At 72.7% G+C, this 22,946-nt stretch carries 19 protein-coding genes and 1 pseudogene; 15 read left to right on the forward strand and 5 right to left on the reverse strand.

What is annotated here, in order from left to right; genetic code table 11:
• Positions 1-3 precede the first annotated feature (3 nt).
• Both ACZ4Z2_RS29800 and ACZ4Z2_RS29805 read right to left on the reverse strand, forming a co-directional pair.
• Entirely contained in the window at positions 4-654 is a 651-nt protein-coding gene (locus ACZ4Z2_RS29800) for a ThuA domain-containing protein (RefSeq protein ID WP_468080172.1), read from the reverse strand.
• A gap of 56 nt (positions 655-710) precedes the next feature.
• On the reverse strand, positions 711-1,385 hold the full coding sequence (locus tag ACZ4Z2_RS29805; RefSeq protein WP_468080173.1) for a hypothetical protein: 675 nt from the start codon (positions 1,383-1,385) through the stop codon (positions 711-713).
• 125 nt (positions 1,386-1,510) lie between these two features.
• Between ACZ4Z2_RS29805 and ACZ4Z2_RS29810 the strand changes: the two genes are divergently transcribed.
• The gene (locus ACZ4Z2_RS29810; protein WP_468080174.1) at positions 1,511-1,909 is read left to right on the forward strand and encodes a VOC family protein; all 399 of its coding nucleotides are present in this window, start codon (positions 1,511-1,513) and stop codon (positions 1,907-1,909) included.
• 58 nt (positions 1,910-1,967) lie between these two features.
• Here ACZ4Z2_RS29810 and ACZ4Z2_RS29815 read toward each other — a convergent pair whose 3' ends face one another.
• Complete coding sequence (locus ACZ4Z2_RS29815; RefSeq protein WP_468080176.1) at positions 1,968-2,660, reverse strand: DUF6597 domain-containing transcriptional factor; 693 nt, start codon at positions 2,658-2,660, stop codon at positions 1,968-1,970.
• A gap of 496 nt (positions 2,661-3,156) precedes the next feature.
• Entirely contained in the window at positions 3,157-4,281 is a 1,125-nt protein-coding gene (locus tag ACZ4Z2_RS29820) for a YihY/virulence factor BrkB family protein (RefSeq protein ID WP_468080177.1), read from the reverse strand.
• Positions 4,282-4,762: 481 nt separating this feature from the next.
• On the opposite strand from ACZ4Z2_RS29820, the pseudogene ACZ4Z2_RS29825 reads away from it, so the two are divergent.
• The 5 genes and pseudogenes from ACZ4Z2_RS29825 to ACZ4Z2_RS29845 form a co-directional block, all read left to right on the forward strand.
• A pseudogene (locus tag ACZ4Z2_RS29825) lies at positions 4,763-5,328 on the forward strand (pyridoxal-phosphate dependent enzyme); the annotation flags it as partial.
• Positions 5,329-5,389: 61 nt separating this feature from the next.
• Positions 5,390-7,036, forward strand: coding sequence for an acyl-CoA dehydrogenase family protein (locus ACZ4Z2_RS29830; protein WP_468080178.1), 1,647 nt, complete (start codon positions 5,390-5,392; stop codon positions 7,034-7,036).
• A gap of 340 nt (positions 7,037-7,376) precedes the next feature.
• A complete protein-coding gene (locus tag ACZ4Z2_RS29835; protein ID WP_468080180.1) occupies positions 7,377-8,687 on the forward strand; it encodes a helix-turn-helix domain-containing protein in 1,311 nt (436 codons plus the stop codon).
• A gap of 52 nt (positions 8,688-8,739) precedes the next feature.
• Positions 8,740-12,696: a wHTH domain-containing protein gene (locus ACZ4Z2_RS29840; protein WP_468080256.1), complete on the forward strand. Its 3,957-nt coding sequence runs from the start codon at positions 8,740-8,742 to the stop codon at positions 12,694-12,696.
• Between the two features lie 205 nt (positions 12,697-12,901).
• The gene (locus tag ACZ4Z2_RS29845) at positions 12,902-14,242 is read left to right on the forward strand and encodes a hypothetical protein (RefSeq protein WP_468080182.1); all 1,341 of its coding nucleotides are present in this window, start codon (positions 12,902-12,904) and stop codon (positions 14,240-14,242) included.
• On the opposite strand, the gene ACZ4Z2_RS29850 is transcribed toward ACZ4Z2_RS29845, so the two are convergent.
• The gene (locus tag ACZ4Z2_RS29850; protein ID WP_468080258.1) at positions 14,239-15,579 is read right to left on the reverse strand and encodes an MFS transporter; all 1,341 of its coding nucleotides are present in this window, start codon (positions 15,577-15,579) and stop codon (positions 14,239-14,241) included. The genes ACZ4Z2_RS29845 and ACZ4Z2_RS29850 overlap by 4 nt on opposite strands.
• A 178-nt stretch (positions 15,580-15,757) precedes the next feature.
• Here ACZ4Z2_RS29850 and ACZ4Z2_RS29855 point away from each other — a divergent pair, with 178 nt between their 5' ends.
• The 9 genes from ACZ4Z2_RS29855 to ACZ4Z2_RS29895 all read left to right on the forward strand — a co-directional run bounded on the left by ACZ4Z2_RS29855 (position 15,758) and on the right by ACZ4Z2_RS29895 (position 22,882).
• Positions 15,758-16,402 (forward strand): XRE family transcriptional regulator, encoded by a 645-nt coding sequence (locus ACZ4Z2_RS29855; RefSeq protein WP_468080183.1) that lies wholly within the window; start codon positions 15,758-15,760, stop codon positions 16,400-16,402.
• 81 nt (positions 16,403-16,483) lie between these two features.
• Positions 16,484-17,068 carry a GNAT family N-acetyltransferase gene (locus tag ACZ4Z2_RS29860; protein WP_468080184.1) on the forward strand — a complete coding sequence of 195 codons (585 nt, stop codon included), beginning with the start codon at positions 16,484-16,486 and terminating at the stop codon, positions 17,066-17,068.
• A gap of 92 nt (positions 17,069-17,160) precedes the next feature.
• On the forward strand, positions 17,161-17,244 hold the full coding sequence (locus ACZ4Z2_RS29865) for a putative leader peptide (RefSeq protein ID WP_309474722.1): 84 nt from the start codon (positions 17,161-17,163) through the stop codon (positions 17,242-17,244).
• Positions 17,245-17,415: 171 nt separating this feature from the next.
• Complete coding sequence (locus ACZ4Z2_RS29870; protein WP_468080186.1) at positions 17,416-19,107, forward strand: nitrite/sulfite reductase; 1,692 nt, start codon at positions 17,416-17,418, stop codon at positions 19,105-19,107.
• Positions 19,104-19,283: a hypothetical protein gene (locus tag ACZ4Z2_RS29875; protein ID WP_468080187.1), complete on the forward strand. Its 180-nt coding sequence runs from the start codon at positions 19,104-19,106 to the stop codon at positions 19,281-19,283. The genes ACZ4Z2_RS29870 and ACZ4Z2_RS29875 overlap by 4 nt, the downstream gene beginning before the upstream one ends.
• A complete protein-coding gene (locus ACZ4Z2_RS29880) occupies positions 19,280-20,044 on the forward strand; it encodes a phosphoadenylyl-sulfate reductase (protein WP_468080189.1) in 765 nt (254 codons plus the stop codon). The genes ACZ4Z2_RS29875 and ACZ4Z2_RS29880 overlap by 4 nt, the downstream gene beginning before the upstream one ends.
• 35 nt (positions 20,045-20,079) lie before the next feature.
• Entirely contained in the window at positions 20,080-20,616 is a 537-nt protein-coding gene (cysC, locus tag ACZ4Z2_RS29885; protein WP_468080191.1) for an adenylyl-sulfate kinase, read from the forward strand.
• On the forward strand, positions 20,613-21,551 hold the full coding sequence (gene cysD, locus ACZ4Z2_RS29890) for a sulfate adenylyltransferase subunit CysD (RefSeq protein ID WP_468080193.1): 939 nt from the start codon (positions 20,613-20,615) through the stop codon (positions 21,549-21,551). The genes cysC and cysD overlap by 4 nt, the downstream gene beginning before the upstream one ends.
• Positions 21,552-21,553: 2 nt before the next feature.
• The gene (locus ACZ4Z2_RS29895) at positions 21,554-22,882 is read left to right on the forward strand and encodes a sulfate adenylyltransferase subunit 1 (protein WP_468080195.1); all 1,329 of its coding nucleotides are present in this window, start codon (positions 21,554-21,556) and stop codon (positions 22,880-22,882) included.
• Positions 22,883-22,946: the final 64 nt, after the last annotated feature.

The raw sequence follows: 22,946 nt of genomic DNA on the forward strand, positions 1-22,946 counted from the left end.
CGTTCAGTCCGTGGACCCGGTCGTCCAGGCGATGCCGCCCCGCAGGTGCGCCAGGAAGGCCGGGTCCTCGTACGCCTCCGTCGCGTGGCCGAGGGCGGTGTAGAAGACGCGGCCCGCGCCCTGGTGCCTGCACCAGACGAGGGGGTGGTCGTCTCCCATGCCGCCGCCCTCGTACGACGACTCGTCGGCGCGGGCGAGCACCCGTACCGTGCCGCGCGGGTTGGCGCGGAAGTCGTACCACTCGTCCGTGAACTCCCAGACGGGCGGCAGGTGTTCCATGGCGGGATGGCCGGCGTCCTCGACGACGGCCCTGCCCGGCTGGTGGTCGGGGTGGCGGGCGAAGCGGGCGCCCAGCAGTTCGCCGTAGTAGGGCCAGTCGTACTCGGTGCAGGCGGCCGCGTGCACCCCGGTGAAACCGCCGCCGGCCTCGACGTACGCCCTGAGCCGGGCGCGCCCGGGGTCGGTGAGGACGTCGCCGCTGGTGGACAGGAAGACGACCGCCGCGTACGGGTCGAGGGGGGCTTCGAGCGCCGCCGGGTCCTCGGTGGCGTCGACGTCGAAGCCGAGGGTGCGTACGGCGGCGACGGCGGCGGGGATGGAGTCGTGGCGGTAGGCGGTCGTGCGGGAGTACACGAGGATGCGGGCGGAGGGCATGGCGCGAGCCTACTTCCGGCTCCGGCCCGCGCCCCGAGGGTCGGACCTCCGGTGGCTCAGCCGGACGCGCCGTCGTTGTCCGGTGCTCCGTCGCCGACCGGGGGCAGGTCGCCTCGTTCGACCGGCGTCCCGTCGTGGAGGGGCGGCGTCTTCTCTTCGTGGGACCCCGCGGCGTGGTGCGGGGGCGGGAGGAGGCAGGCCAGTTCGGCGTCGGTCGGGCGGTGGGCAGCCCGGGCGGCGGCCCGCAGGACGTCGCGGTCGACCGTGGCCGTGGCGGCGCTGATCCGGACGACGTGGTCCCCGCGCTGGAGCGCGTACTCGTGCTGTCCCGCCGACGTGCGGTACCAGGCGTCGCCGTCGCGGGCGCAGACCACCGCCGCGCCGGTGCCCTGCCCCAGGGGTTGTTCCGGACAGCTCTCGGCGGTCATCGCGCCGCGGTCGACGAGGAGCAGGAGCTGGGCGCTGTTCCGCCGGGACCAGTAGGCGGCGGAGAAGCCGTCGTCGCCGTACACACCGACCGACTGCCGGGCCAGTTCGAACCCGGGGGACTCGGTGACATAGACGAGCCGCGGGGCGAGACCGAGTGCCTCGGCGCGGGCGTGGAGTCGAGCCCGGTCGGGAACCGGCGCGAGGGGTTCGCGGGGCACCGCCACCACCTTCTCGCTCCCGCAGCCCGTGAGCAGCAGCGGCAGCGACGCCAGGAGCAGCAGAGTGCGCGCGGTACGGAACATGTCCCCCATCCTGCCGCACAGTTGTTCCACAGGTGAGGCAAAGGGTTCGACGTGTGCAAGCGCTTGCCCCGCCCGTGTCCGATTCCTTCAAGACCGGCCGCCCGCGGCGGGCCTACGGTCGGCGTATGACTCCACGACTCGACGCGATCGGGATGGTGGCCTCGGACATGGCCGCCTCCGTCACCTTCTACCGCCGTCTCGGCTTCGACTTCCCCGAGGGCTCCGAGGACCAGCCGCACGCCGAGGCGGCCCTGCCCGGCGGGCTGCGGCTGATGCTGGACACCGAGGAGACCGTGCGGTCCTTCGACCCCGGTTGGCGGCGGGGCACGGGCGGCGGCGCCGGGCTGGCCCTGCTGTGCGAGAGCCCGGCCGAGGTCGACGCGGTGTACGACGAGCTGGTCGCCGCCGGCCACCGGGGCGCGCACAAGCCGTGGGACGCGGTGTGGGGCCAGCGGTACGCCGTGGTCCTGGACCCGGACGGCAACGGCGTCGACCTGTTCGCGCCGCTGCCGTCGGCCGGGTAGCGGGAGCCGCGGTGGCGTGCGCGGCCGGTCACCGGCGGGGCGCGCGCCCTATGCCCTGTCACCGTCCGCCGAGCAGCCGGCCGAGTGGAAGTCCTGCCAACTCCTTGACGTCCCGCGCCAGATGGGCCTGGTCGGCGTAGCCGGTCCGGGTCGCGGTCTCGGCGTACGGCACCCCGGCGCGGGCCAGCGCGAGCGCCCGCTGCAACCGCAGCACGCGGGCCAGCGTCTTCGGCCCGTACCCGAACGCGGCGAGGGAGCGGCGGTGCAACTGCCGTGCCCCGAGCCCGAGTTCGTCGGCGGTGGCCGCCACCGGCCGTCCGGCCTCCAGTGCGGCGACCACCCGCCCCAGCAGCGGGTCGGGCCGGTCGATCCCGGCCGCCCGCTCCAGGACCACCTCTTCGAGGCCGTTCGCGGGATCGCCGGCCGCGTTCACCCGGGCGGTGAGCCCGCGGACGAGCGCCGCCGGCCAGAGGTCGTCCAAGGCCACGCGGCGGTCCCGCAGTTCCCGCGCGGGCACGCCCAGGAAGGCGGGCGCGGTGCCCGGCCGGAAGCGGACCCCGGCCCAGCCGCCGACGGCGCCCTCGACGGTGTGGGCGCGAGTGTCGGGCCCGGCGACCAGCAGCCGTCCGTCGTTCCAGAGGAGATCCATACAGCCGTCGGGAAGGACCCGCCCCGGGCCGGGATCGTCCGGACCGGGACTGTTCGTCCACACGACGGCCCCGCCCAGCCGGGACGTCCGTTCCGCATACACGGGAAAAGGCTACGCCGTCGGTCACCGGCGGTCCTGGGCGCGCCCCCGCTGCTCCAGCGGGCTTCCCCGGTGGCCCCGGGCCGTGGCCCCAGCCCGTGGGACCGCCGGGCGGGCGCCGCCCGGGACACGCCCGCCTTCGCGGCGGGCGCCGCCACCGTCCAGGGGTGCGCCGCCACCGTCCAGGGGTGCGCCAAGTCGTCGCGCGGCGGTCGCGCGCCCGCCCTCTCCACCGGGTCCGACACGGCCCGGTACCAGGCGGGGTGCCTCACGGGTGGCGCACCAGGCCCGGAGCGCGGCGACGACCAGCGGGTCGCGGAGCCGGCCGGGGACGGCCTCCGGGCCGCGTTCGTCACGGACGACCTGTCGAGGAGCCGCCCGCCGACCTGCCGCGCCGGCCTCGCCCCGCCGGGTGAGCGCCGGCCCCCGGGATGTGCGGGTGAGCGCCGAGCCCCCGGGGCGGGCGGGCCAGGAGGCGCCGCATGCCCGGTCGGGGGCCCTACTCGTCGCCCTTCTTCGCGGGTGACCGCAGGCGCGAGGTGACGTCCTCCGGGGGCAGGAAGCGCGACCAGCGCTCGGGGAACTCGGAGGGCATGTCGGGGTCCTCCGGGTCGTGGGAGCGGGCGGCGGCCGCGCGGGCGACGTACTCGGCGGCCTGCTCCTCGCGCAGGCGCTCGTTGGCGGCGCGGGCGGCGGCGGTGGCGGCGGCCGGCCAGACCCGGTCGATGGCGGCGTTGACGGCCGCGCCGACCAGCACCGCGAAGGCGCTCACCCCGATCCACAGCAGAACGGCGACGGCGGCGGCGAGGGAGCCGTAGATCGTCGCCCCCTCGACCGTGGCGGCGAGGTAGATGCGCAGCAGGAAGCTGCCGAGGACCCACATGCCGAGGGCGACGAGGGAGCCGGGCACGTCCTCCACCCACGGGGAGCGCACCGGCACCGACACGTGGTAGAGCGTCGTGAGGAAGACGATCGACAGGACGATCACGACGGGCCAGTAGAGGACCTGGACGACGGTGGTCGACCACGGCACGATCCGCACCACCGCGTCGGGGCCCGCGACCATCAGCGGCAGCGCGACGGAGCCGATGAGCAGGGCCACGATGAACAGCAGGAACGCCATCAGACGGGTCTTGACGATGCCGCGGACGCCGTCGAGGCCGTACATGACGGTGATGGTGTCGATGAAGACGTTCACCGCGCGGGAGCCCGACCACAGGGCGATCAGGAAGCCTATGGAGATGACGTCGGGGCGGCCGCCCTTCATCACGTCGTCCAGGATGGGCTGCGCGATCTCCCGGACACCCTTGTCGGACAGGACGGTGCGGGAGGCCTCCAGCAGGTTGAGCTCCAGGCTGGCGATGGTGTCGGCGCCGGTCCAGTCGTCGACGTAGCCGAGGAGGCCGATCATGCTGAGCAGCAGCGGCGGCACGGAGAGCAGGGTGAAGAACGCCGCCTCCGCGGCGAGGCCGAGGATGCGGTACTCGATGCACGAGTTGACGGTGTCCTTGAGGAGCAGCCAGGCGGTCCTGCGCTTGGAGACGTTCCGGTAGAGGGCACGCGCGCGGTGGAGGCGCCCGTGCGGGCCCTCGGGTCGGGGGGGTGACTGACTTGCTGACTGCACGCCCCAAAGGTATCCGTCTGGGCGTCCCGGCCTCACCTTCCGGTGCCGCGGGCCGCGGCCGGTTCCGCGTGGGCCGCACCGGGACGTCTACGGCCACCCCGGCGTCCGCGCGCTCGCCGCCGCGCTGGCCGAGGCCCCCGAGCCGCCCGCCGCCGCTCCCGCGCCGCCGCCCGAGGCGACCGCGCCGGGCAGCACACCCCGGTACGTGCTGTGCGGGGCGCTCCAGCTGATGGTCTTCGCCGGGTACTGCCTGGCGGCCGCCCTCGGCTCCGTGCGCGGGTACACATGGGTGGCGGACGGCTCCGGGGTCGTCGAGGTCTATCTGCGGTCGGCCGTCTTCGGCGGGCCCGGCCTCCTCGCGCTGTGCGCGCTGCCGGTGGCCGCGAAGTGGCTGCTGATCGGGCGGTGGAAACCGGCGGAGTTCCCCGTGTGGGGCCCTGCCTACCTGCGGTTCTGGGTGGTCAAGACCCTGCTGCCCGCCGCGCCCGCCATCGCCCGGCAGTTCCCGCGGCTCGACGTGCTGTTCGTGGGGGTCGGCACCTCGGGGACGCTGATGGGCTGCGCCCAGTGGTTCTGGGAGCGGCGGCGCCGGGTGCGGATCGTGGCCGTGGACAGCGTGGGCTCGGTCGCGTTCGGCGGGGCGCCGGGCCGCCGCGGCTGATCCCCGGCCTCGGCACGAGCGTGCCGCCGCCGCTGCTCGACGCGTCCTGCGTGGACGACGTGGTCCGGGTGGAGGAGGCCGACACCGTACGGGCCTGCCACCGCCTGGCGCGGCGCGGCTTCCTCTTCGGGGGTTCCACCGGCACGGTCGTCAGCGGAGCCGTCGACTGGCTGGACCGGGACGGCTCCCCCGACCTCACGGCGGTGGCCATCGCCCCGGACCTGGGTGAGCGCTACCTGGACACGATCTACCACCCGGGCTGGCCCCTGGAGCAGTACGGCGAGTCCTTCCTGGGCACCGGCGAACTCGGCACCGGGGAGCTGGGCACCGGCGCACTGGGACCGGGGGAGCTGGGCACAGGGGAACTGGCGGCGCCGGTGGTCTGAGCGGGACACCTTCCCCCGGATGCGGGTGACCGTCGCCGTACCGGGGGGTAGGTTTCCTGGCATGGCAGCCACGCACGAAGTGACCAATCAGGTTCCGCCCCTGGTGGGCTATGACGTCTTCGCCGCCGACCGGGTCCTGACCGAGGCCGTCGAGCGGCATGTGGCCCCGGACCTGCTCGACGAGGTCCGCGGTGAACTGTCGGGGCTCGGCCGTACGGCCGGGTCGGAGCAGGTCCAGGAGTGGGGCAGGCTCGCCAACGAGAATCCTCCGAAGCTGCGCACCCACGACCGCTACGGCAACCGGATCGACGAGGTCGAGTTCCACCCGTCCTGGCACCGGCTGCTCGGCAAGGGCGTCTCGGCGGGGCTGACGGCCGCCTGGGCACGGCCCGCCGGGCATGTCCGGCGGGCCGCCGCCTTCGTCGTCTGGACCCAGGTCGAGGCCGGCAACGGCTGCCCGCTGTCGATGACGCACGCGGCGGTGCCGGCCCTGCGCGCGGACCCGGCGCTGGCCGCCGAGTGGGAGCCCCGGCTGACGTCCACGATCTACGACTGGGACCTGCGGCCCGCCGACCGGAAGGCCGGTGTGCTCTTCGGGATGGGCATGACGGAGAAGCAGGGCGGCAGCGACGTACGCGCCAACACGACCGAGGCCCAGCCGCTCGCCGAGGACGGGACGTACGAGCTGCGGGGCCACAAGTGGTTCTGCTCGGCGCCGATGTCCGACGCGTTCCTGGTGCTGGCCCAGGCGCCGGGCGGACTGACCTGCTTCCTGGTGCCGCGGGTGCTGGCGGACGGCACCCGCAACGTGTTCCGCATCCAGCGGCTGAAGGACAAGCTGGGCAACCGCTCGAACGCCTCCGGCGAGGTCGAGTTCGACGGGACGTGGGCACGCCGGGTCGGTGACGAGGGCCGGGGTGTGCGCACGATCATCGAGATGGTGTCCGTCACCCGGCTGGACTGCGCGCTGGGCGCGGCCTCGCTGATGCGGCAGGCGGTGGCGCAGGCGGTCCACCACTCCTCGTACCGGGAGGCGTTCGGCGGGAGGTTGACCGACAAGCCGCTGATGCGGAACGTCCTCGCGGATCTGGCGCTGGAGTCGGAGGCGGCGACGACGCTGGCGCTGCGCCTGGCGGCGGCGTACGACGCGGCGGAGGGGCCGGACGCCGACGAGGGCGAGCGCGCGCTGTTGCGGCTGGCGGTGCCGGCCGCCAAGTACTGGGTGACCAAGCGCTGCACGGCCACGGTCGCGGAGGCCGCGGAGTGCCTCGGCGGCAACGGCTACGTCGAGGAGTCGGGTATGCCCCGGCTGCTGCGGGAGTCCCCTCTCAACTCGATCTGGGAGGGCGCCGGGAACGTCCAGGCACTGGACGTGCTGCGGGCCCTGCGGCGGGAACCCCGGGCGCTCGACGCGTACTTGAGGGAAGTGGGCCGCGCCCGTGGCGCCGACCACCGGCTCGACGGGGCGATCAAGGACCTGCTGACCGAACTCGCCGACCTCGACGGCATCGAGGCCCGTGCCCGCCGCCTCGTGGAGCGCCTCGCCCTCGTTCTCCAGGGCGCCCTGTTGGTCCAGCACGCGCCGCCGGCGGTCGCGGACGCGTTCTGCGCGTCCCGGCTGGGCGGCGACTGGGGCTCGGCCTTCGGCACCCTGCCGCACACGCTGGACCTGGCCTCGGTGGTGGAGCGGGCCCGGCCGGTGGGTTGAGCCCGTGCCGGGCGGGGCGAGGAGCGGGCCACCTCTTCGGGTGGCGCGGAGGTGGTGCTGCGCCGACACGGCACCACCCCCGCGTTCGGGCCCCTGTGAGCGGAGCACACGCGCCGCACCGGGCGGCGTTGAACAAGTTTCAAGCAGGCCCGGGCCGTCCGCCAGAGTTGCAGGGGGTTGCAACTCGTCCGCGCTGTGTGGCCGGAGTGAGCCCCTCCGTGGCCGAAGAGCGGCAGACTATGAAGCCCGTAGTCAACGCCGGTCGCGCAGGCCCGGATTCCCTCGGCGCTCCCGCCGGGGTGGCGGCCCTGCCGGGGAGGAACGAGTGCCGCACTCGCCGATGGAAGTCACGCGGCTCACCGCCACGGACGCCGCCCGGGCGGCACGGGTGCTCGGCGAGGTCCGTGCCTCCGCCCTCGCCGGACTGCCTCCCGAACGGGCCCCCCGTCAGGTCATCGGGGAGTCGTGGGCCCGTATGCTCCGCGGCGGCGTGGACCCCGACCACGACTTCCGGACCGATCTGCTGAGCCGTGACGAGGTGGAGCGCCGCCGCCAGACCTCGCCGCTGCGGCATGTGCTGCCGGTGCTGCGCGAGGGGTTGCTGTCCCTGGCGGACACCGCGCAGCACATCATGATGGTCGCGGACGCGGACGCCCGGGTGCTGTGGCGGGAGGGCAGTACGGCGGTGCTCCGCAAGGCCGACGGGCAGGGCCTCGGGATCGGCGCGGACTGGCGCGAGGAGACCGTCGGAACGAACGGGGTGGGCACGCCCCTGGTGTCGCGCCGCCCCGTACAGGTGTTCTCGTCCGAGCACTTCGTGCGGGCCCTGCACTCATGGACCTGCACCGGCGCCCCCATCACCGACCCGCGCGACGGCCGGCTCCTCGGCTCGGTCGACATCAGCGGTCCCCTGGAGACCCTGCACCCCGCGACGCTGGCGCTGGTCGACGCGGTCGCCAAGCTGGCCCAGTCCCGGCTGCGCGACCTCCACCTCGCCTCACTGGAGCAACTGCGGGCGGTGGCGGCCCCGGTGCTGGCCCGGATCGGCGGCCCGGCCGTCGCCGTGGACCGGGACGGCTGGACGGCCGCCGTCACGGGCATGCCGTACACCAACCGCCTCGCGCTGCCCAAGTCCCTCTCCCCCGGCCGCTGCTGGCTGCCCGCCCTGGGGCTGTGCACGGTCGAGCCGCTCTCCGCCGGCTGGCTGATACGGCCCACCGCGGACCCGGCGCCGGCCCCGACGGCCGCCCGTATCTGCCTCGACGTCTCCCACCCGCGCCGCTGGACCGTCACCGTCTCCGGCTCCGCGGGTTCCTGGACCCATGAGTTGAGCCCCCGTCACGCCGAACTCCTCTACCTCCTCGCCCTCCACCGCGGCGGCCGCAGCGCCTCCGCCCTCGCCGACGACATGTTCGGCGACCCCGCCCGCACGGTCACCGTCCGCGCGGAGATGTCCCGCGTACGCCGCTACCTGGGCGCCTACCTCGACCACAGGCCGTACCGCTTCACCGAGCACACGGACGTCGAGGTGCTCCTCCCGGACAACCCCCTGGACCTGCTGCCGCATTCGGTGGCGCCGGGGGTGGTACGGGCGCGGGCGGGTGCGCCGGGCGGCCGGGGGTGGAAGGAGGGACCGTCGGAGCACCGCTGACACTCTTAGGCTGGACTCCAGGCGAGGTGGAGGACAGGAGCGGCACGCGGTGATGCGACAGGGGCCCGGCGGCGGCAATGTGGTGAGCGGCGGGACGGTGGGCGGGCCGGTCATCCAGGCCCGGTCCATCGGACAGGTCGTCGTGCAGCAGGGAACGTCGGCGCCTGCGACGGCCGACGAGGACGCATGGGTGCGGCGGGTCCGAGCGTCGAGTGTGTGGGACCACGTCTCACCCCACCGGGACGTCGCACCCCACCGGGAGTCGACCGCGTCGGTGGCCGCGCGGCTGGCCGTCCTCCGCGACGAGGCGGAGCAGCGACTCGCCGAGGACCCTTGGCAGGAGCCGCGGTTCGCGACCCGCTTCGCCGAACGCGTGGAGTGGCTGCTCGGGGAACCGGACGACGGGGATCGTCTGGACCTCTACCCCGCCGAGGCGTCGTTGCTGGTGCTGACGCCCTTGCTGTACCGGGTGCAGGCCCTGCGGTCGGCGGCAGGACGGCTGGACGCCGTACGGCCGTGGACGCTGGAGCCGCTGGGGGCGCCCCGCGGTTCGGACCGCTCCGCGTTCGAGGCATTCGCCGAGGACCACGGTCTGCTCGTGCAAAGGGCCCTGCTGCGGCGGGAATCGGAGGCGGCGATCGGATGGTGGCTGTACCACCGGTGGCTGGTGCGGTACGACGCGTACGAGAAGTCCACGGGCGGCGACCCGGTGGCCGACCTGCTGAAGGCGCTGGGCGAACCGGCCGCGGCCCTGGGCGAGGCGCTGGACCCGGGCCGGGTCAGCCGTCTGCTGCACGGCCTGCGCCGGGGCCCGGACGTCTGCAATCCGGAATACCTGGACGGGCTCCCCGCCGACGACCGCCTGCGGGGCCCCGGCCACCAGCGGGTACGGGACCAGCGGCTGGTGCTGTTGGCGGCGTTGGCCTACACCGTCTCCGTCGAGATGACCGCGTTGCCCGACGTCGTGGCCGAGCACCTGGGCATCCCGCACGCGGTCGACCTCGATGAACTGCGGTCCTCGCTGGAGGGGTCGAGCTGGGGCGGGTCGGCTCAGTTGCCCGTCCTGCGGGCGGAATGCGGCCACGAGGCGGTGATCGAGGGCCTGCGTGCCTATGTGGCACGAGCCGACGAGCTGCTGCACGCGGTGAGCCGGACGGTGCGGGATCGGGTGAACCAGCCCATGCCCGCGCTGCCCAGCCGCCTGTCCTCGGACGGGGTGTGCCCGTCGGGCGGCGCCTTCATGGGCTGGGCGAGCTTCCGCCTCGACGAGCGTCGCGTCCGGGACCTCCTGATGGGGGTCCAGCTCTACAAGGACCGCGATCTCGCGGTGCGGGAGCTGTACCAGAACGCCCTCGACGCGTGCCGCTACCGTCGTGCGCGCACCGAGTACCTGGACCGCACGCATCCGGCCGCCTCGTACCGCTACGAGGGCCGCATCCGCTTCGAGCAGGACATCGACGACGACGGCCGCGAGTACGTGGAGTGCCGCGACAACGGCATCGGCATGGGCGAGGCGGAGCTGCGCGGGGTGTTCTCCAACGCCGGGGCGCGCTTCGCCGAACAGCCGGACTTCAAGGAGGAGCAGGCGCTGTGGGCGCGCCTCGATCCACCGGTGAGGCTCCACCCCAACAGCCGCTTCGGCATCGGCGTCCTGAGTTACTTCATGCTGGCGGACGAGATCCGGGTGACGACGTGCCGGATGCGGCCCGACGGGACGCCCGGGCCGGTCCTGGAGGTGTCCGTCTTCGGGCCGGGGCATCTCTTCCGGATCGTCCCGGTCGCGGACGAGGGGGCCGAACCCGGAACGACCGTGCGGCTCTATCTGCGGGACGGGGAAGAGGAGTCCGAGTCGACGACCGGGGAGTGGTCCTGCACGCAGGTGCTGCGCCGCATGCTGGCCATCGCCGAGTTCCCCACGGAGGCGCGGCACGAGGAAGTGGTGGTGTGGCCGGCGGGGCAGCTGCTCACCCGCGAACAGCCCGACGGGGAACGGTTCGGTCTGGGCGCCTACGGAGACCTGGTGGTATGGCCGGACGCGCCAGAGGGAGCCCAGGTGATCTGGTGCCGACGGGGCGGTGGCCTTCTGGTGGACGGTCTGGTCGTCCAGCCCGCCGTGCGCGGTGACGTGCTGTCCTCCAAGGCCCCCGGGCTGACGGGTGTGGTCGTCAACCTGTCGGGCGAGTTCTCGCCGCAACGCCTGTCGGCCGACCGGTCGCAGGTGCTCGACGATCTACGGGCCCCGGTGCGCGCTCTGCTGCGGCAAGCGGTGGGACATCTGGCGTCGAGCGGCTCGAAGTTGGCCGACTTCTCGTGGCTGTGCACGGTGGCGGAGGGGAGCCTGCCCCTGGCGGACATCGTCGCGGCCGCGTACATCGATGCGGGCCTCGTGCTCAAGATCCTCACCGAGCAGTTCGACGCCGGTCGGGCCGGTTGTCTGCCGACCGACCGCCGCATGCTGTTTCCCGACAGACACTACGGCCTGCCGTACAACAGTCTGCTGTCGGAGACATTCGCTGTCCCCGATCACATCTACCTGTGGCGGCTCCTGGCCATCCGGCCCGCCGTTCCGCTACAGGAACTCACCGAACTCTGCCCGGAACTCGACGCCGTGGGCCCCGTGCTCCCGGCCGTCCCGTCCGACCACGCCCTGCTGAGACTCCAACTGAGGCCGCACACCGACATCGGTGACGTGACGACGAAGCTGGTCGACGCCGCGGCGGCACTGTCCAGATCTCCTCGTGAGACGGCTCTGCGGGCGGTTCGCCTGAACCTCCACCATGAGGTGGTGCCCGAGGGGTTTCCGGAGACGAACACCCGCCCGCGGGACGCGCGGCGCGCCGCCGAAGCCCTGCGGACGTCGCGTGTGCCGCGCCGGCAAGGCATCGGGACGTCCACGCCCGTCACCGTGCAGAGCCTGATCCGGGAGGCTGTGGAGAAGGACACGACCGTCGAAGCGCTGGCCGTCGAGGCGCGCCGCTCCGGTGTCGAGATACCGACCGCCCTGTGGGCGACCGCCATCGCGGCGGAGGAGGACGACGCACTGCTCGTCTATCTGAGCGGGGACACCCAGGGGTGGTTCACTCCGGCGGCGACAGTCCACCCGGCGCAGTTGCTCGACACCGCGATGGCTCTCCACCTCGACGTACCCGACCTTTGCGAGCGTCTCGTCCGGTGCGGGCTCCACGCGGACCCCACAGGGCTTCCCGTGGAGCCGACCGAGGACTTCCTGATGCTGCTGAGCGAGGACCTGGACGCGGAGGAGCCCTGGCTGCGGCAGTCCGAACCGGTCCCTCCCGAGCACATTCTCGTGGCCTCCCAGAAGTGGAAGGTCGGCACGGCCGAGGCGATGGACAGGTACGCCCGTCTCGGTTTCACCCTGCCCGCCCCGTTCCCCGAGGTGGTCGAGCCGGGAGACGTGGACGTCCTGACGCCGTACAGCGATGACGACGTGCCGCCCGTCCCCATCAGGCCCGGTCGCGCGATCCCCTACGGCCAGGTGTTCGGCGCGGTCGCGAGGTCGGGGATGTCTCTCCGGCGTGTGGTGGACCGCCTGCGCGCGTACGGCATCCCCGTGCCGCTGCGCCCGCCGCGACGCATGACCGCGCTCGACAAGGAACTGTTCAAGGACATGGGCGCGCTCTCCTGGACCGGCGTGACCACGGACGACCGCATGCCCTTCGCGCACATCATCGGCGCCGCGCGCCGCCTGCTCAGGCAGCCCAAGGAGATCGCGGCCAGACTCGCCGAACTGGGTGTCGAGCCCTCGTGCCCCGACCTGCCGGAGGGTTTGTCCTTCACGGCGGCACAGCGGCTCCTCGCGGACGACGAGGACTACCTCATGAACGCGGAGGACCATGTGAGCTTCCAGTTCCTGATCCGCCGGGCGCAGAGCATGGGCATCGAGGTCGGCCAGGCGTACACATGGCTGTCCCAGCTCGGCGTGTCCGTCGACGACCCCGCTGAAGTCATCCGCGCCGCCCTCCCCCTCATCCCCCGCGCCGCCCCCTGATCCGGCCACCCCGCGACCGCGTCACACCTTCCGCAACCCCCGCCCGGTGAACGGATCATGGCCCCAAGGTGAGGGATCTCCCTGTATTTCCCGCGTCCTCGGCGTGACTCCTGTCCCACTGCCGTAGCATCCCTTCCAGGCCACCCCACCTGTCCCTCCGTCAAGGTCCCGCTCGCAGGAGGCAGTTGGCCGTCGGGAGGTTGTGATGAAGCATCGCGGTAGGCACCGTCGGCGCAGAAGGGGGCGTGCGCTGCGCGCTTCCCTCGCGGGGACCGCGCTGGCGCTCACGGCGGCGGCCACGCTGATCAGCACTTCCCAGGCCGCGGGCGGGAAGACACCGGGCGGGCTGTCGTCGGTCGCCTCGGCCGCCGAGCTGCGTGAACTCCGGCTCAAGGAGCACCTGACCGACCGGACCGCGCTGGAGACCCTCACCGGTGAGATGGGCGGCCGGGTCGGCGTCGACGAGGTGCTGCGCGGCGCCAACCACCGGATGCGGGACGAGGGCGACTGCTTCGTCACCGAGAAGGGCGTCCTGCCGGTCGCGCCGACGGCCGCGCGCGCGTACTGCTGGGAGTCCCCGGACGCGGTCGACGACAGATGGCGGCCCCGGTCGGTCGCCACGTCCCGCGACAACAAGGTCATCGTCTCCGGCTGGACCCACGCCGGTACGGCGGCCGGCGAGGAGGGGCTCGCCCGGGTCGCCTTCGTCGACGCGAGCGACCCGGCGGACCTGAAGTACCGCTGGGTGCTGCTCGTCGTGCCGCAGGCCGACGGCAAGGGGCTGAAGGCGGTGCGCTCCCGGCTCGGCGGCATGGCCTGGTACGAGAACAAGCTGATCGTCACCGCCCGGAACCCGCAGAACAGCGGCTACCGCGACGACTCCCTCTTCGTCTTCGACCTCGACCGCTTCCTGCGCGCCGACGTCACCGACAGCGACGCGATCGGCAAGGTCGACCGGGGCTTCTCCGCCCACCACTACCGGTATGTGCTGCCCGCGGTCGCCTCCTACAGCCCGGCCTCGGGCGACGCCTGCGACACCCGCGGCAACGACGGGGTGCCCTGCCTCGCCTCCCTCTCGCTCGACCGGACGTCGACACCGCCCAGCGTCGTCGTGAACGAGTCGTTCGCCGCGAGCAGCGGGACGGCGGCCCGCGTGTGGCGGTACGACCTCGACACCGTCTCCGACCGGGCCGGACTCCTCGGCACCACCGGACGGCGGGGCGAGGTCGAGCCCGACGAGGCGTACGAGACGAAGGCCACGCGCGTCCGGGGCGTCCTCTCCCACGACGGCGCCTGGTACGTCGGCCAGGCCGCCGCGAAACCGGGGCGGCACGGCACGGTGTGGCGGCAGGACGAGGACCGGGCGCGTGCCGCCACCTGTACCAACGGCACCTCGGAGCACCAGTCGTACGCCTGCTGGGGGCTGCACGGCGGGTCGCTCTCCTACTCCCCCGAGACCGGCGAGCTGTGGACGCTCACCGATCCCGTCCCCGAGCGCGTGCTGTACGCGGTGAAGCTGTCGGACGTCGACCGCGCCCTGGACTAGGGCCTGTCCGTACGGGCGGCGGGGTTCGGGGCGGCCTCCCTCGGTCGTGACGTGCGGGCGACGAGGAGGAGCAGCGCGCCGCAGGCGGCGACCAGGATCCAGCCCGGGCGGGAGGCGTGCGCGAGCTCCGCCGGGTCGGCGTGCGCGACCAGGCCGCCGGCGAGAGCGATACCGACGGCGGAACCGAGTTGCCGCGCGGTGGAGGTGATCGCCCCGGCCACCCCTGCGCGGTCGGCCGGCAGCCCGTTGACGGCGGTGGTGGTGATCGGGGCGTTGGCGAAACCGAACCCGATGCCGACGAGCGCGTACGCGGCCAGCAGCAGGAGCACGCTCGTCCGCGGGGTGAGCCCGACCAGGCAGAGCCCGCCGGCCGTGATGAAGCCCCCCGCCAGGAGCAGCGGCAGCCGAGGGCCCGTGCGGCCGACCATTCGGCCGGACCAGGGGGCGCAGACGGTCGCCCCGACGGCCAGGGGCAGGGTCGCGACGCCGGCGGCCAGCGGCGTCCATCCCCGCGTGTGCTGGAGGTAGAGGGTGTTCAGCAGCAGCGTCGTGCTCAGGGCGACGAAGACCGCCACCGCGCCCACGACCGCGCCGCTGAAGACCGGGCGTCCGAAGAGCCGCGGATCCATGAGCGGCTCACGGCGGCGGGACTCGACCCGCACGAAGGCCGCTGTCGCCACGGCGCCGCACGCGTATCCCGCCAGCGCCGCCGGCGACGTCCAGCCGACGCGCGGCCCTTCGATCAGCACGCCGACCACGACGGCGAGGACCACGGTGAGCAGGACCTGGCCGGGCAGATCGAGCCGCCGGGCCCGCGGTGCCCGGGACTCCGGCACGAACAGCGCGCTGAGCAGCAGGGCCGCCACGACCACGGGGGCGTTGATCCAGAACAGCGCACGCCAGTCGAGGCCCGCGAGCAGCGCTCCGCCCGTCACCGGTCCGGCGGCCATGCTCAGCCCGAACACCGCCGCCCAGACGCCGATCGCCCGCGCCCGTTCCCTCGGGTCCGGCATCGCGTTCACCACGATCGCCAGGGCCACGGGGCTGAGCATCGAGGCGCCGACGCCCTGCAGGGCGCGGGCCGCGACGAGGACGCCGGCCGACGGGGCGAGCGCGCAGAGCAGTGAGGCCGCGCCGAACACGGCCAGTCCGCACTGGAAGACCCGGCGGCGTCCGAAGCGGTCCGCCAGCGCGCCGGAGGAGATCAGCAGACTGGCCAGGACGAGGGTGTAGGCGTCCACGATCCATGCGAGACCGCGGGTGTCGGCGCCCAGGCCGCGCCCGATGGCCGGCAGACCCACGTTGACGATGGTGGTGTCGAGGCCCACCAGGAACATGCTCAGACAGCAGACGGCCAGCACCGTCCAGCGTCCGCGCCCGCTGAGCACGGGTCGGGCCAGGTCTGTCGTCGCGGTCACGTGCTACCTCCGGGGTCCAGGGGACGATGTCCGGCAAGGCTCGGCCGGGGCGGCGGCCACGGCCCAGCGTTTTTGCGAACACTGCAAAACTGGGGCCATGAACAGCACTGGATCCGGTGGCGCCCGGCTGGAGCAGATCCTCGACGGCATCGGGCCCCGGCTGCGCCGGTTGCGCCGGGACCGTGGGCTCACCCTCGAGGCGCTCGCGGCCACGACCGGGATCTCCGTCAGCACGCTGTCCCGGGTGGAATCGGGCAGGCGGCGTCCGACGCTGGACCTGCTCATCCCGCTGGCCCAGGCGCACCGCGTCACTCTCGACCAGTTGGTGGCGGCGCCGGCCAGCGGTGACCCCCGGGTGCACCTCCGGCCCCTGAGCAAGGGGCGCGGCAGTGTCCTCGTGCCCCTGACCCAGTACCCGGGCCGTGTGCAGGTGTTCAAGCAGGTGCTGGCACCCCGCCCGCCGGAACTGGTCACCCACGAGGGCTACGAATGGCTCTACGTCCTCGCCGGCCGGCTCCACGTCATCCTCGGGGCGCGGGAGTTCACGCTGCGGCCCGGCGAGGTGGCCGAGTTCGACACCACCGAGCCCCACTGGTTCGGCCCGGCGGACTCGGGCACCGTGGAGATCCTGCACCTGTTCGGTCCCCGGGGGGACCAGGCCGTCGTCCGCACCGGACCATCCGCCACCGCCACCGCCCCCGTCCCGCCGGCCGCACCGGACCCATCGGCGACGACGTCATGACCCGCGGCAGCCGCCGGGCCTCGCCGACCGGTGGTGGGTCCGGCCTTGGTCGCGGACCGACGCGCGTGATTCCCTGGCCGTATGAGCAGCCGCAGCACCGTCACCACCTGGTCCCTGGAGCAGACGTCCCCGGGCGACCTCCTGCCCGCCGCCGCCCCCGAGGGCGACGACGTCCGTATCGTCCGCGCCGAGGTGCCCTCCCCCGAGTTCAGCCGCTTCCTGTACGCGTCCGTCGGCGGCGACATCCTGTGGATCGACCGGCTGTCGTGGTCGTACGCCCAGTGGCAGGAGCACCTGCGGCGGCCGGGTGTGGAGACCTGGGTCGCCTACGACCGGGGCACGCCCGCCGGGTACGTGGAGTTGGAGCCGCAGGACGGCGGGGCCGTGGAGATCGTGTACTTCGGGCTGATCCCGGCCTTCCGGGGCCGGCGCATCGGCGGGCACCTCCTGTCGTACGGCACGGCCCGGGCCTGGGACCTCGCCGCGCGGTGGCCGGCGCTGCCGCCGACCAAGCGGGTGTGGCTGCACACGTGCAGCAGGGACGGCGAGCACGCGATGGCGAACTACCAGCGGCGCGGGTTCAAGCTGTTCGACACCGAGGTGACGGAGGAGACGGACGTACCGGCGCCGGGACCCTGGCCGGGAGCACTGCCGTCCACGCCATGACCCACATCACATCGTCTCGTCATGCGAGACATCCCTGTCCGACATATGGATGAAGGTGGACTCGGTCTAAAGAGCCGTGACACGCTTCCGTCATGTCTGGAACTGGAATTGCCTTGGTGAGTCGGCGGCACGTCGACCTCGGCCGCATGTCCAGCGCCATCTGTCCGGTGAGCTGACGCCCCGACCGCGAGGGGTCGCCACGACCCCGGGCAACAGCGCCGCACCCCCTCCTCTGTTTCGGCCAGCGCAATGACGCGCAGGCGCCGCACACCCCTGCCGGTGTGCCCGCATGTGCGCGTACGCGCAGGTCAGAGCCGCTTACCCACTTGTCCGAAGGACGTAGAACCATGGCCGCCACCCCGGAGAACTCCGCCACGCCCCGCCGCAAGGTGAGCCGTCACCGTGGCGAAGGACAGTGGGCCGCCGGACATTTCACCCCCCTCAACGGCAACGAGCAGTTCAAGAAGGACGACGACGGTCTCAATGTGCGGACACGCATTGAGACGATCTACTCCAAGCGCGGCTTCGACTCGATCGACCCCAACGACCTGCGCGGCCGGATGCGCTGGTGGGGTCTGTACACGCAGCGCAAGCCCGGGATCGACGGCGGCAAGACCGCGATCCTGGAGCCGGAGGAGCTGGACGACAAGTACTTCATGCTGCGGGTGCGCATCGACGGCGGCCGTCTCACCACGCGGCAGCTGCGGGTCATCGGTGAGATCTCGCAGGAGTTCGCGCGGGGCACCGCGGACATCACCGACCGGCAGAACGTGCAGTACCACTGGATCCGGGTCGAGGACGTGCCCGAGATCTGGGAGCGGCTGGAGGCCGTGGGACTGTCCACGACCGAGGCGTGCGGTGACACCCCGCGTGTGATCATCGGCTCGCCCGTCGCCGGTATCGCCGCGGACGAGATCATCGACGGCACCCCCGCCATGGAGGAGATCCAGCGGCGGATCATCGGCAACAAGGCGTTCTCCAACCTGCCCCGCAAGTTCAAGTCCGCCATCTCCGGTTCGCCGCTGCTGGACGTGGCGCACGAGATCAACGACATCGCCTTCGTCGGTGTCCGTCACCCGGAGCACGGCCCCGGCTTCGACCTGTGGGTCGGCGGCGGTCTGTCCACCAACCCCAAGATCGGGCAGCGGCTCGGCGCCTGGGTCCCCCTGGACGAGGTCCCGGACGTCTACGAGGGCGTCATCTCGATCTTCCGCGACTACGGCTACCGGCGGCTGCGCACCCGCGCCCGGCTGAAGTTCCTCCTCGCGGACTGGGGCACCGAGAAGTTCCGCCAGGTCCTGGAGGACGAGTACCTCAAGCGGAAGCTGGTCGACGGGCCCGCCCCTGACCAGCCCGTGGAGCGCTGGCGCGACCACGTCGGTGTGCACCCGCAGAACGACGGCCGCTACTACGTCGGGTTCGCCCCGCGCGTCGGCCGGGTCGACGGCACCACCCTGACGAAGATCGCCGACCTCGCCGAGGCCCACGGCTCCGGCCGGGTCAGCACCACCGTCGAGCAGAAGATGATCGTGCTCGACGTCACCGAGGACCAGGTCGACTCGCTCGTCGCGGGGCTGGAGGCGCTGGACCTCACGGTGAACCCGTCGCCGTTCCGGCGCGGCACGATGGCCTGCACCGGCATCGAGTACTGCAAGCTCGCGATCGTCGAGACCAAGGCCCGCGGTTCCTCGCTCATCGACGAACTGGAGCGCCGCCTGCCGGACTTCGACGAGCCGCTCACCATCAACATCAACGGCTGCCCCAACGCCTGCGCGCGTATCCAGGTGGCGGACATCGGTCTCAAGGGACAACTCGTCCTCGACGAGCGGGGCGAGCAGGTCGAGGGCTTCCAGGTGCACCTGGGCGGCGCGCTCGGTCTGGAGGCCGGGTTCGGCCGCAAGGTGCGCGGTCTGAAGGTCACCTCCGAGGAACTGCCCGACTACGTCGAGCGGGTCCTCAGGCGCTTCCAGGAGGAGCGCGAGGAGGGCGAGCGGTTCGCCACCTGGGTGGCCCGTGCCGGCGAGGAGTCCCTGTCATGAGCGAGCGAGCCGCGCCGTTCTACTGCCCCTACTGCGGTGACGAGGACCTGCGCCCGAACGAAGAGGGCCACGGCGCGTGGGAATGCGGGGCGTGCAATCGAGCCTTCCAGCTGAAGTTCCTCGGGCTGCTGGCCCGAGGGCTTCAGCGAGCCGACAGCGGAGGGGACCAGATATGACGACCGTTCAGGCGGACGGCGACACATCCGCGCCACTGAGCGACGACGACACCGCGTCCGGCCCCGAGGACGCCCGGCGCGCCGAACTCAAGGCGCTCGCCGAGCAGGCCGGCCGTGATCTGGAGGACGCCTCGGCGCTGGAGATCCTCCAGTGGGCCGTGGACACCTTCGGTGAGCGGTTCTGCGTGACCTCCTCCATGGAGGACGCCGTGGTCGCGCACCTCGCCTCCCGGGCCAGGCCCGGGGTGGACGTGGTGTTCCTCGACACCGGCTACCACTTCCCGGAGACCATCGGCACCCGGGACGCGGTGGAGGCCGTGATGGACGTCAACGTCATCACGATCACCCCGCGCCGGACGGTCGCCGAACAGGACGCCGAGCACGGTCCGAAGCTCCACGACCGCGACCCGGACCTGTGCTGCTTCCTGCGCAAGGTCAAGCCGCTCGAGGAGGGCCTCGCCCGCTTCGACGCGTGGGCGACCGGCCTGCGCCGCGACGAGTCCCCGACCCGGGCGAACACCCCGGTCGTCGCCTGGGACGAGAAGCGGGGCAAGGTCAAGATCGCCCCGATCGCCCGCTGGACGCAGGACGACGTGGACGCCTACGTCGCCGAGCACGGGGTGCTCACCAACCCGCTGCTCATGGACGGCTACGCCTCCGTGGGCTGCGCCCCCTGCACCCGCCGCGTCGCCCCCGGCGAGGACGCGCGCGCCGGCCGCTGGGCCGGCAGCGCCAAGACCGAGTGCGGGCTGCACCTGTGACCGCGACCGTGCCCGTGACGAACCAGGAGAACCAAGTGACGACCGGAGCCACCGTCTGGCTCACGGGTCTGCCGAGCGCCGGCAAGACCACCATCGCGTACGAGCTGGCGAGCCGGCTGCGCGAGGAGGGCCACCTCGTCGAGGTGCTGGACGGCGACGAGATCCGCGAGTTCCTCACCGCCGGACTCGGCTTCAGCCGCGCCGACCGGCACACCAACGTGCAGCGCATCGGCTTCCTCGCCGACCTGCTCGCCCGCAACGGCGTCAAGGTGCTGGTCCCGGTCATCGCGCCGTACGCCGACAGCCGCGAGGCGGTCCGCGAGCGGCACGAGGCGAGCGGTGCCGCGTATCTGGAGATCCATGTGGCCACCCCGGTCGAGGTGTGCTCCGAACGCGATGTGAAGGGGCTGTACGCCAAGCAGGCGGCGGGCGAGATCTCCGGGCTGACCGGGGTCGACGACCCGTACGAGGAGCCCGTGAACCCGGATCTGCGCATCGAGTCGCAGGACCAGACGGTCCAGGAGTCCGCGGCGCTGGTCCACAAGCTGCTCACCGAGAGGGGTCTGGCATGACGACGACCGTCGCGGCCGTGTCCGAGGGCACCGGCACGCCGTACACCCTCTCCCACCTGGACGCGCTGGAGTCCGAGGCCGTCCACATCTTCCGTGAGGTGGCGGGCGAGTTCGAGCGGCCGGTGATCCTGTTCTCCGGCGGCAAGGACTCCATCGTCATGCTGCACCTGGCGCTGAAGGCGTTCGCCCCGGCGGCGGTCCCCTTCTCCCTGCTGCACGTGGACACCGGGCACAACTTCCCCGAGGTCATCGAGTACCGGGACCGCACGGTGGACCGGCACAACCTGCGGCTGCACGTGGCGTCGGTGCAGGACTACATCGACCGCGGGGTCCTCAAGGAGCGCCCGGACGGCACCCGCAATCCGCTGCAGACGGTGCCGCTGACCGAGAAGATCCAGTCGGAGAGGTTCGACGCGGTCTTCGGCGGCGGCCGGCGCGACGAGGAGAAGGCACGCGCCAAGGAGCGGGTGTTCTCGCTGCGCGACGAGTTCTCGCAGTGGGACCCGCGCCGTCAGCGCCCCGAGCTGTGGCAGCTCTACAACGGCCGGCACGCCCCCGGTGAGCACGTGCGGGTCTTCCCGCTGTCCAACTGGACCGAGCTGGACGTGTGGCAGTACATCGCCCGTGAGGGCATCGAACTGCCGGAGATCTACTTCGCGCACGAGCGTGAGGTGTTCCAGCGGGCCGGGATGTGGCTGACCGCCGGCGAGTGGGGCGGCCCGAAGGACGGCGAGACCGTCGAGAAGCGGCTCATCCGCTACCGGACCGTGGGTGACATGTCCTGCACCGGTGCCGTCGACTCCGACGCGGTGACGCTGGAGCAGGTCATCACCGAGATCGCCGCGTCCCGGCTCACCGAGCGGGGCGCCACCCGCGCCGACGACAAGCTGTCCGAGGCCGCGATGGAAGACCGCAAGCGCGAGGGGTACTTCTAAGCATGACGACGACCGCGGAACTCTCCGCCACCACACTCCTCAGGTTCGCCACCGCGGGCTCCGTCGACGACGGCAAGTCCACCCTCGTCGGCCGGCTGCTGCACGACTCCAAGTCGGTCCTCACCGACCAGCTGGAGGCCGTGGAGCGCGCCTCGGCCAGCCGGGGCCAGGAGGGCCCGGACCTCGCGCTGCTCACCGACGGTCTGCGGGCCGAGCGCGAGCAGGGCATCACCATCGACGTGGCGTACCGCTACTTCGCCACGGCCAAGCGCCGGTTCATCCTCGCCGACACGCCCGGCCATGTGCAGTACACCCGCAACATGGTGACGGGTGCCTCCACCGCCGAGCTGACGGTGATCCTGGTCGACGCCCGCAACGGCGTCGTCGAGCAGACCCGCCGGCACGCCGCGATCGCCGCGCTGCTGCGCGTCCCGCACGTGGTGCTCGCCGTCAACAAGATGGACCTCGTCGCGTACGAGGAGAAGGTCTTCGCGGCGATCGCCGAGGAGTTCACGGCGTACGCGTCCGAGCTGGGCGTCCCCGAGATCACCGCGATCCCGATCTCGGCGCTGGCCGGCGACAACGTGGTGGAGCCGTCCGCCCACATGGACTGGTACGGCGGCCCGACGGTGCTGGAGCACCTGGAGACCGTGCCGGTCAGCCACGACCTGGCGCACTGCCACGCCCGGCTGCCCGTGCAGTACGTGATCCGCCCGCAGACCGCCGAGCACCCCGACTACCGGGGGTACGCCGGTCAGATCGCCGCCGGTACGTTCCGGGTGGGCGACCCGGTGACGGTGCTGCCGTCCGGCCGGGCGACGAAGGTCGCGGGGATCGACGTGCTGGGCAAGCCGGTCGACGTCGCCTACACCCCGCAGTCGGTGACGCTCCTGCTGGAGGACGACATCGACATCTCGCGCGGCGACCTGATCGTGCCGAGCAAGGACGCGCCCGCGACGACGCAGGACATCGAGGCGACCGTGTGCCATGTCGCCGACCAGCCGCTGACGGTCGGCCACCGGGTGCTGCTCAAGCACGGCACCCGCACGGTGAAGGCGATCGTCAAGGACATCCCGTCCCGGCTCACGCTCGACGACCTGTCCCTGCACCCGCACCCGGGACAGCTCGTCGCCAACGACATCGGCCGGGTGAAGGTCCGTACGGCGGAGGCGCTGCCGGTCGACTCCTACGCCGACTCCCGCCGCACCGGTTCGTTCATCCTGATCGACCCGTCCGACGGCACGACCCTGACCGCCGGGATGGTCGGCGAGTCGTTCGCCTCCCCGGAGCCCGTCAAGGACGACTCCGAGGACGACGGGTGGGACTTCTGACATGAACCCCGTGGACTACTACGCGACGTTCGCGAAGGAGGGCGGCCGGGTCGGCTCCGGCGCC

Source organism: Streptomyces sp. NPDC030183, from assembly GCF_055573455.1.

Coding starts and splice junctions, on each gene's coding strand:
- ACZ4Z2_RS29850 (WP_468080258.1), bottom strand. CDS start 15,579: ATGTTCCTGGTGGGCCTCGACACCACCATCGTCAACGTGGGTCTGCCG.
- ACZ4Z2_RS29895 (WP_468080195.1), top strand. CDS start 21,554: ATGACGACGACCGCGGAACTCTCCGCCACCACACTCCTCAGGTTCGCC.
- ACZ4Z2_RS29840 (WP_468080256.1), top strand. CDS start 8,740: ATGCGACAGGGGCCCGGCGGCGGCAATGTGGTGAGCGGCGGGACGGTG.
- ACZ4Z2_RS29870 (WP_468080186.1), top strand. CDS start 17,416: ATGGCCGCCACCCCGGAGAACTCCGCCACGCCCCGCCGCAAGGTGAGC.
- ACZ4Z2_RS29875 (WP_468080187.1), top strand. CDS start 19,104: ATGAGCGAGCGAGCCGCGCCGTTCTACTGCCCCTACTGCGGTGACGAG.
- ACZ4Z2_RS29805 (WP_468080173.1), bottom strand. CDS start 1,385: ATGTTCCGTACCGCGCGCACTCTGCTGCTCCTGGCGTCGCTGCCGCTG.
- ACZ4Z2_RS29835 (WP_468080180.1), top strand. CDS start 7,377: ATGGAAGTCACGCGGCTCACCGCCACGGACGCCGCCCGGGCGGCACGG.
- ACZ4Z2_RS29865 (WP_309474722.1), top strand. CDS start 17,161: ATGTCTGGAACTGGAATTGCCTTGGTGAGTCGGCGGCACGTCGACCTC.
- ACZ4Z2_RS29830 (WP_468080178.1), top strand. CDS start 5,390: ATGGCAGCCACGCACGAAGTGACCAATCAGGTTCCGCCCCTGGTGGGC.
- ACZ4Z2_RS29800 (WP_468080172.1), bottom strand. CDS start 654: ATGCCCTCCGCCCGCATCCTCGTGTACTCCCGCACGACCGCCTACCGC.
- cysD (WP_468080193.1), top strand. CDS start 20,613: ATGACGACGACCGTCGCGGCCGTGTCCGAGGGCACCGGCACGCCGTAC.
- ACZ4Z2_RS29860 (WP_468080184.1), top strand. CDS start 16,484: ATGAGCAGCCGCAGCACCGTCACCACCTGGTCCCTGGAGCAGACGTCC.
- ACZ4Z2_RS29880 (WP_468080189.1), top strand. CDS start 19,280: ATGACGACCGTTCAGGCGGACGGCGACACATCCGCGCCACTGAGCGAC.
- ACZ4Z2_RS29845 (WP_468080182.1), top strand. CDS start 12,902: ATGAAGCATCGCGGTAGGCACCGTCGGCGCAGAAGGGGGCGTGCGCTG.
- ACZ4Z2_RS29855 (WP_468080183.1), top strand. CDS start 15,758: ATGAACAGCACTGGATCCGGTGGCGCCCGGCTGGAGCAGATCCTCGAC.
- ACZ4Z2_RS29810 (WP_468080174.1), top strand. CDS start 1,511: ATGACTCCACGACTCGACGCGATCGGGATGGTGGCCTCGGACATGGCC.